An 8,835-nucleotide genomic window follows, 5' to 3' on the forward strand; every position below is an offset into this window, starting at 1 on the left:
AGCAGCTCGCCGGCGAGCCCGCTGCGCGCCGCCTGCCACATCGCGGCCCGGTGCAGCGGCGCCGCCCGGTGCCGGGCGGGGCGGCCGGCCTCGACGTCCGTCTCGGCCCGGCGCACCGCGGCGCGGTAGAGGCCGGCGATCAGCACCGCGTCGTCGACCAGCGGGCAGGCGTCGCAGGTGCGCAGCTCGAGGGTGGGCGCGTGGCTCGAGGGCCGGACGTCGAAGTAGGCCATGCCGCTGTCGGCGATCACGCCCGACCCGATGAGGTCGGCGAGCAGCTGGTCGTACTCGGCGGCGTCGGCCATCGGGCCGGTCGCCCCGGCGCTCGGCCACCGTTGCCAGATGAGCGAGCGGATGCTCGCGTAACCGGTGTCCTGGCCGTTGAGGTAGGGCGAGCTGGCGCTCAGGGCGAGCAGGGCGGGCAGCACCGGGGCGATCCGCCCGGCGACGTCCACGGCGAGGTCGCGGTCGGCGACGCCCACGTGGATCTGCAGGCCGCAGATCAGCTGCTCGTCCACGAGCAGGCGGTACTGCTCATGCATGCGCCCGTAGCGCCCGGTCGTCGTCAGTTCGAAGTCGGCGACCTCGCTGCGCGGGGCCGTGCCGACCGCGCCGATGGCGAGCCCCTCGGCGGTCGTCACCTCGACGAGGTCCCGACGGAGGGTCAGGATCTCGCGCCGCAGGTCGTCGAGGGTGGTCACGACCGGGACGTTGGTCTCGATCGTGGTGCGCTGCAGTTCGGCCCCGTAGCGGTCGGCAGGCAACCGGGCGAGGAGGTGCGGCGCCCTGGCCGACAGACGCCCCGTCTCGAGGTCGATCAGGTGCAGTTCTTCTTCCGCCCCCAGCGTCAGCTCTGCGCTCATGCCTGCACAGTACGGGCGTGGCCCGGTTCTGCCCGCCTCTTCATGAGGATTTCACATGAACGGGTCACGAGGAGGCGCGGCCCCGTTGGCCTCGGAGTCAGACCCGAGCGGTCTGGCGCACCCCCGCGGCGGGCAGCAGCACGCCGTCGATGAGCCCGACGAGGTAGTCGCGGTCGACGGGCTTGCGGAGGACGAGCACCCGGTACGACACCATCGACGGGGTGACGAGGGCGAGTGCCTCGATGTCGGTGTCGGCCGCGATCTCGCCTCGCTCGAGGGCGCGGCGCAGCAACAGGCGGTTGGCCTCGGCACGGGGTTGGACGATCGCGGCGTCGACGGCCTCGGCCAGCTCGGGCGTGGTCGAGAGCATCGTCACGACGCCCGCCATGACCCGCATCTTCTTCTCGGCGTCGTCGATGCTGTGCGGCTTGATCATCGCCAGGAGGTCTCCGCGCAGCGTGCCGGTGTCGGGCAGGCCGTCGAGGTCGACGGCCCCCTGCTTGAGGCAGGCCACCGCGTCGACGACGAGCTCGCCCTTCGAGGCCCAGCGGCGGTAGAGCGTGGCCTTGCCGGCCTTGGCGCGCGCGGCCACCATCTCGATGGTCATGCCCTCGAAACCGGTCTCGGCGAGCACGTCGATGGTGCACCGGAGGATCTCGGGGTCGCGGCTGTGGTCGCGCTTGCGACCCGGTCGCGAGGGGGTCGCGGGGTCGGTCTCGGCGGGCGTCGTCGCCACGCCTTCCCTGTCGGTCATGGGGGCGACTCTACCTCGGATGTTTACGAAACTGCCTGTATCCGAAACTGGCGAGACTCGTATATGCTCGCGCTCATGTCTCAGGCCTCCACCTCCCCTGACGGCGCGACCCGCGCCTCCTCGTCCTCCCCCACCCCGCCGCCGTCCCGGCGCTGGTGGACCCTCACCACCGTCGCCCTCGCCCAACTGATGGTCGTCCTCGACTCGACCGTCGTGAACATCGCGCTGCCCGCCGCCCAGACCGACCTCGGCTTCTCGGACGGCGACCGGCAGTGGATCATCACCGCCTACTCGCTCGCCTTCGGCAGCCTGCTGCTCGTCGGCGGCCGCGTCAGCGACCTGATCGGCCGCAAACGCACGTTCATCATCGGCCTGATCGGCTTCGCCCTCGCCTCGGCCCTCGGCGGTGCGGCCGGCACCTTCGGGCTGCTCGTCTTCGCCCGCGCCCTGCAGGGCGCGTTCGGCGCCCTGCTCGCCCCGACCGCCCTCGCCGTCTTGACCACCACCTTCACGATCCCGAAGGAGCGCGCCCGCGCGTTCGGCGTGTTCGGGGCGATCGCCGGTGCCGGCGGGGCCATCGGCCTGCTGCTCGGCGGGTTCCTGACCCAGTACGCCTCGTGGCGCTGGAACCTCTACATCAACGTCGTCATCGCCGCCGTCGCGATCGTCGGGGCCGCGATCTTCGTGTCGCACGTCACCCGCACCGGACCGCGACCCAAGCTCGACGTGCCCGGCACGCTGCTCGTCTCCGGCGCGCTCTTCTCGCTCGTCTACGGCTTCTCGAACGCCGAGACGCAGGGCTGGGACTCGCCGCTGACCTGGGGCTTCCTGGCGGCGGCCGTCGTGCTGCTCACCTCGTTCGTCGCGTGGCAGCGCCGGGCCGAGCACCCCCTGCTCCCCCTGTCGATCGTGCTCGACCGCAACCGGGGTGCCGCCTACGCGTCGGTGACCATCGCGGGTGCGGGCATGTTCGGCATCTTCCTGTTCGTGACGTACTACCTGCAGACCTCGCTCGGGTACACGCCGACCAAGACCGGCCTGGCCTTCCTGCCCATGATCGCGATGCTCGTCCTCGCGGCCCAGCTGTCGACGAACATCTTCGTGCCGCGCTTCGGGCCCAAGATCATGGTGCCGTTCGGCATGTCCCTCGGCGTGGTCGGCATGTTGCTGCTCACCCGGCTCGACCTCGAGAGCATGTACGCCGCCAACGTCCTGCCGGCGTTGATGGTGTTGGGCTTCGGCATGGGCTCGATCATGCCCGCGTCGATCCAGACCGCCACGCTCGGCGTCGACCGCGGACACGCGGGCGTCGCCTCGGCCATGGTCAACACGAGCCAGCAGGTCGGCGGGTCGATCGGCACGGCACTGCTCAACACCCTGGCGGCGACCGCGGCCGCGAACTACGTGGCCGACCACCTGCCCGCGACCGGGGCCGTCGCGGCCGAGGCCGCCGTGACCGGCTACGCCACGGCGTACTGGTGGGGAGCAGGGTTCTTCGCGGTCGGCGCGGTCATCGCGGCCCTGCTGTTCCGTCGCCGCGTCCCGCAGTCGGACGACGTGGACGCGTCGGCCTCGCCCGCCGTGGACGCACCGGTCCCGGTGCACTGACGCGACCCCCTCGTCCGGACGACCCGCGCCTCCTCAGCCCTCGGGGCCGGGGAGGCGCGGGTCGTCCGGGCGACGGACGTCGCATGGGTCAGGACGCGGCTTCGTCCTCGTCGTAGCGGTCGACGCTGATCGTCGGGATCGACGCCGTGATGACCGATCCGTCAGCGCGCATCAGCCCGCGGAGGTCGCTCGTCGTGGGGACGCGCGTGGTGATGCGCGGCCCCTGGCCCTCGAGGGCCACCCGCACCGGAGCCTCGGGGGTGACCCGGAACTCGTCGCCGCGGACGGACAGCGTCACGGCGTCGCCCGTCTCGACGGTGAAGACGATCTCGTGCTGGGCGAGGTCGACGCGCACCCGGCTGCCCTTGATCGCGACGCGGAACGAGAGCTCGTCCCAGTCGGCCGGCAGGCGCGGGTCGAAGGTGATCGAGCCGAGCCAGTCGCGCATGCCGCCGTACCCGTTGACCAGCGCGCTCCAGATGCCGCCGGTCGACGCCACGTGGACGCCGTCGGACGTGTTCTTGTGCAGGTCGGCCAGATCGACGTAGAGGGACGACAGGAAGTACTGCTGCGACAGCTGATGGTGGCCCACCTCGGCCGCGATGATCGACTGCACGACGCCGGACAGGGTCGAGTCGCCCGTCGTCAGCGCGTCGTAGTACTCGAAGTTGCGCAGCTTCTGCTCGGGCGTGAACTCGTCGCCCTGCAGGTAGAGCGCGAGCACGACGTCCGCCTGCTTGAGCACCTGGAAGCGGTAGATCACCAGCGGGTGGTAGTGCAACAGCAGCGGTCGCTTGTTCGCCGGGGTGGCCTCGAGGTCCCAGAGCTCCTTGTCGAGGAACTGGGCGTCCTGCGGGTGGATGCCCCGGTGGTCGTCGTACGGGATGTGCATCGCCTCGGCGGCGAGCTGCCACCCCGTGATCTCGTGCTCCTCGAGGCCGAGGCGGTCGACCATCCGGTCGAACGCGACGGGAGAGTCGTCCTTCAGACGGGTGACCGCCCGGACGGCCGCCCGCAGGTTCGCGCGCGCCATGACGTTCGTGTAGAGGTTGTCGTCGACGACGGTCGTGTATTCGTCGGGCCCGGTGACGCCGTCGATGTGGAACCGCTGGTCGCCGTTCGAGCGCCAGAAGCCGAGGTCGGCCCACAGGCGCGCCGTCTCGACGAGGATGTCGACGGCACCTCTCTGCAGGAAGTCCTCGTCGCCGGTCGCCTGGACGTACTGGCTGAGGGCATGGCTGATGTCGGCGTCGATGTGGTACTGGGCCGTGCCGGCGGCGTAGTACGCGCTCGACTCGAGCCCGTTGATGGTGCGCCACGGGAACAGCGCGCCGCGCTGGTTCAACTCGACGGCCCGGTCACGGGCGGCGTCGAGCATGCCCAGACGGAAGCGCAGGGCGTTGCGGGCCACGTTGGGCGAGGTGTACGTCAGGAACGGCAGGACGTAGATCTCGGTGTCCCAGAAGTAGTGTCCGCCGTAGCCCGACCCCGTCACGCCCTTGGCCGCGACCCCCTGACCGTCGGTCCGGGCCGTCGCCTGCGCGAGCTGGAAGAGGTTCCAGCGGACGGCCTGCTGGATCTCGGGTTGGCCGGCGACCTGGACGTCGCTGCGCTGCCAGAAGTCGTCGAGCCAGGCGCGCTGGTGCTCGAAGATCTCGGCCGTGGGCGTCTCGGCGGCCCGGTCGAGGGTGCGGTCGCACCGGTCGGCCAGTTCGCGAGGCGGCACGCCGCGACTCGTGTGGTAGGTGATCGTCTTGGTCAGGCGGACCTTCTGGCCGGCCTGCGCCTTCACGCGGTAGACGTGCTTGGCGATGTCGTCGTCGATCTGCGAGGACTGGTCCCACTCGGCGTCGGTCTCGATGCGGTGCTCGGCGCCGACCGCGATCGTCATGCCCGAGTTCGTCGTGCGGTAGCCGAGCACGGCCCGCGTGCCGCCGTTGCGGTTGAGCACGGGCTGCAGCACCCGGTCGTCGAACGACTCGGCCTTGCGCGGGTCGAACGCCTCGGCCGCGGCCCGCATGCCGGCGTGGTACTGGTCGCCCATGTCCTGACGGTTGAGGATCTGGCTCGAGATCAGCAGCGACGCCGACGAGTCGAGCATCGTGACCTCGTACTCGATGACGACGAGGTGGCGGTCCTCGAAGCTGACCAGGCGGCGGCTGGTCACCAGGACGCGCTTGCCAGAGGGCGTGCGCCAGTCGATCTCGCGGGTGAGGACGCCGTCGCGGAAGTCGAGGCGTCGCGTGTGGCGGAGGATGTCGGCCTCGAAGAGCACGAACGGTTCGTCGTCGACGTAGAGGCGGATGACCTTCGCGTCGGGCACGTTGACGATCGTCTGGCCGACCCGGGCGAACCCGAAGGCCTCTTCGGCGTGCCGGATGGGCCAGGTCTCGTGGAAGCCGTTGACGAAGGTGCCGAACGAGTGACCGCCGCGCCCCTCGTCGGGGTTGCCGCGGAGGCCGAGGTACCCGTTGCCGACCGCGAAGACGGTCTCGGTGAGGCCCTCGTCGCCCTGGATGTACTCGTCCTCGACGAATGCCCACTCGTCGACGGGGAACCGTGAGCGGTCGAGCGGGTCGGACGTGATGTGGTTCACGACTGTGCCTCCGTGGTGCCGGTGGTGCTGCTGCTGCTGGTCGAGGGGGTGCCCGGTGTCGCCTGGTCGGGATTCGGAGCCGAGGAGGCGCGGGTTCGGTCGAGCGCCTCGACCAACTCGCCGAGGTCGTCGACCACCAGGTCGGCCCCGAAGTCGAGCAGGGTCTGCGCGCCCGTGCCCCGGTCGACCCCGAGCACGAGGCCGAAGGAACCGCGGCGACCGGCCTCGACGCCGGACTGCGCGTCCTCGACGACGACGCAGTCGTCGGCGGTGAGGCCGAGGCGGCGGGCGCCTTCGAGGTACGTGTCGGGGGCGGGCTTGCCGGCGATGCCCTCGGCCGCGGCCACGACGCCGTCGACGATCACGTCGAAGCGGTCGCGGAGGCCCGCGGCCTCGAGCACCGGCACGGCGTTGCGCGAGCTGGAGACCACGGCGACCCGGACGCCCTCGGCGAGGGCCCGGTCGAGGAAGGCCACCGACCCCGGGTACGGCGTGACGCCGTTCTCGGCGAGCTCGGCGGCGAAGGCCGCGTTCTTGCGGTTGCCGAGACCGCAGACGGTCTCGACCTCGGGGTCGTCGTCGGGTGACCCCTCGGGCAGGACGACGTCGCGGGCCGCGAGCATCGCCCGGACACCGTCGTAGCGGGGCCGACCGTCGACGTGCTCGAAGTAGTCGGCCTCGGTGTAGGGCGCGAGGTCGTGCGCGGCGAAGTAGTCGCCGAAGAGGCGGGCCCACGCGCGCATGTGGACCTCGGCGGTCGGCGTCAGGACGCCGTCCAGGTCGAAGAGCAGGGCGCGGAGGTGCGAGAGGCGCGAGGCGTCGCGGGGCGTGGCGATGGACACGGGGTGCCGATCCCTTCGAGCGTGCGGGCAGGGTGAGAGGCACCGGGGCGACGACGGCTCGGTGCCGGTGAGGCGGGAACGTTTCGGGCAGGACGATGACGCGGGGCGACGGGACGAGCGGGTGGTGCGGGCCAGCTGCTGTGCCGACGGGGTGGTGCGGGGTGGGCCCCACGGGTCAAGTGTGGCACCGCTGCGCCCCGACACCTAGCCACACGTCCGGGGGTGTGGACGACGCACGCCCTGGGGGCGGGACGACGGGGGCCGGCGGACGATCCCGGGGAGGACCACGACACCTGGGGAGCGAGCCGGAGGTGTCGGCGGCGGCTGACATCATGGGCGGCATGGACCTGGGCGACGAGTTCGACGTGCACGACGGCTTCCCGGCCGGTGACGGCGACGCCGACGGCCCCGTCCACTCGACGGCCGTGCCGATGGTCGACGCCGTCGACGTCATCCGGCTCGTCGGACCGCGCGCCTTCAACCGGGCGAAAGAATACGTCCGCGACGGAGCCGTGCTCGACACCGCCTGGAACCCCGCGGACGAGCGCCTCGAGGGCACCGTCCGAGGGGCCGAGTCGACGCCCTACCAGGTCGTCGTCGACCTGCGGGCGACCCGCGGCGAGTACAGCCGCCCGGTCCGCAGCCGCTGCACCTGCCCGATCGGCAGCGACTGCAAGCACGTCGCGGCGACGCTGTTGCAGAGCAACTCCCGGGCCGTGGCCGATCGCAGCGCCTCGGCCCCCACCGTCGACGAGCTGACGACCGGGGGCGTGACCGCGCTCGGGGCGGCCCGGTCCGGGACGGGAGCGAGCGACTGGCGGTCGACGGTGGGGGCGATCGGGCAGCCGACCCGCGCCTCCTCGGTCCGGACGACGCGCATGGGTCTGCTCTTCGAACTGCGCGACCGGGCGCACTCGACCCGGGGGCGCGCGGTCGCGCCCTCGGCCCGGCGGCAGGGCGGACCGACGGTGCAGCGACTCGGCGTGCGGCCGGTCACCCTGAGCGGCACGGGCAACTGGGTGCGCGGCAACCTGACCTGGACGTCGCTGCCGTACCAGCTCAACCGGCTGGCCATCGAGCCCGATCAGCACGCCTGGTTCGGCCAGTTCGCGGCGCTCCACCGGTCGGCGGTCTCGACCTACACGCCGGGCGACGCCGACTGGTTGTTCGTCGACGACTTCGCCAGCCCGTTGCTGTGGCCGCTGCTGGCCGAGGCCGGTCGCCTGGGCATCTCGCTCGTGACGGGCAAGCGCGCGACCGACGTCGTCGTCGGCGACGAGGCCCGCGTCACGGTCGACGCGGTGCGAGGCGACGACGGCTCGATGCTGCTGACCGCCGGGGTCACCGTCGACGGCGTGGCCCGTCGCGCGGAGTCGACCGGCGTCATCGCCGACCACGGGGTGTGGTGCGTCGCCCACGAACCCGCACCGACCTTCACGCTCGCGCCGACCGCGGGGCCGCTCGACGACGAGCAACGGCGGTTGCTGACCATCACGCCCGAGGTCGTGGTCCCGGCCGCCGACTCCGACGAGTTCCTCCGCGACTACTACCCCACCCTCCGCCGGCGCGTCGACGTCGTCAGCTCGGACGCGTCGATCGAGTTCCCGACGATCGTGCCGCCCGTGCTGACGCTCACCGTCGGGTTCGAGAAGGGGCAGACTATCCGCCTGACCTGGCGGTGGACGATCGACGGGGCACCCCGACCGCTGACGGCCCACTCCCCCGTCCCCGACCTCACCGAGCTCGACGTCGTCCCCCGCGACCAGGTCCTGAAGGGGGTGACGGCAGCCGAGTTCGCGACCGGCACGCTGCCGGCACTCGAGGCACGACCCGACGTGCAGGTCGACCTCGTCGGCACGCGGCCCGACTACCACGAGCTGACCGACGAGCCCCGACTGACCATCACCACGATGCCGACCGACAAGCGCGACTGGTTCGACCTCGGCGTGCTGGTCACCGTCGAGGGACGGACCGTGCCCTTCACACCGCTCATCACCGCCCTCGCGAAGGGGCGCAAGAAGTTGCTGCTGGTCGACCACTCGTACCTGTCCCTCGACCACCCGGCCTTCGACGAGCTCAAGAGGCTCATCGACGAGGCGTCGGCACTCGACGAATGGGAGGTCGCGCCGCGCATCAACCGCTACCAGGCCAGCCTCTGGTCCGAGCTCGACG

At 71.7% G+C, this 8,835-nt stretch carries 6 protein-coding genes; 2 read left to right on the forward strand and 4 right to left on the reverse strand.

What is annotated here, in order from left to right; translation table 11 throughout:
* Positions 1–863, reverse strand: an 863-nt coding sequence (locus IFT36_RS13560) for a carboxylate-amine ligase (RefSeq protein ID WP_200413392.1), incomplete at its 3' end; no start/stop codon positions are given.
* A 97-nt stretch (positions 864–960) separates the two neighbouring features.
* Positions 961–1,617, reverse strand: coding sequence for a TetR/AcrR family transcriptional regulator (locus IFT36_RS13565; protein ID WP_056044801.1), 657 nt, complete (start codon positions 1,615–1,617; stop codon positions 961–963).
* Between the two features lie 75 nt (positions 1,618–1,692).
* Here IFT36_RS13565 and IFT36_RS13570 point away from each other — a divergent pair, with 75 nt between their 5' ends.
* Complete coding sequence (locus IFT36_RS13570; protein ID WP_249408637.1) at positions 1,693–3,225, forward strand: MFS transporter; 1,533 nt, start codon at positions 1,693–1,695, stop codon at positions 3,223–3,225.
* Between the two features lie 88 nt (positions 3,226–3,313).
* Here IFT36_RS13570 and IFT36_RS13575 read toward each other — a convergent pair whose 3' ends face one another.
* Together IFT36_RS13575 and IFT36_RS13580 are read right to left on the reverse strand one after the other, a co-directional pair.
* Positions 3,314–5,821 (reverse strand): glycoside hydrolase family 65 protein, encoded by a 2,508-nt coding sequence (locus tag IFT36_RS13575; RefSeq protein WP_056044802.1) that lies wholly within the window; start codon positions 5,819–5,821, stop codon positions 3,314–3,316.
* On the reverse strand, positions 5,818–6,663 hold the full coding sequence (locus IFT36_RS13580) for an HAD family hydrolase (protein WP_307785112.1): 846 nt from the start codon (positions 6,661–6,663) through the stop codon (positions 5,818–5,820). Before IFT36_RS13580 ends, IFT36_RS13575 begins: the two co-directional genes overlap by 4 nt.
* A gap of 341 nt (positions 6,664–7,004) precedes the next feature.
* Between IFT36_RS13580 and IFT36_RS13585 the strand changes: the two genes are divergently transcribed.
* On the forward strand, positions 7,005–8,835 hold a 1,831-nt coding region (locus IFT36_RS13585; RefSeq protein ID WP_200413394.1), incomplete at its 3' end, for an SWIM zinc finger family protein.

Origin of the sequence: Frigoribacterium sp. CFBP 13605 (assembly GCF_014839405.1) — a bacterium.
Classification (GTDB): domain Bacteria; phylum Actinomycetota; class Actinomycetes; order Actinomycetales; family Microbacteriaceae; genus Frigoribacterium.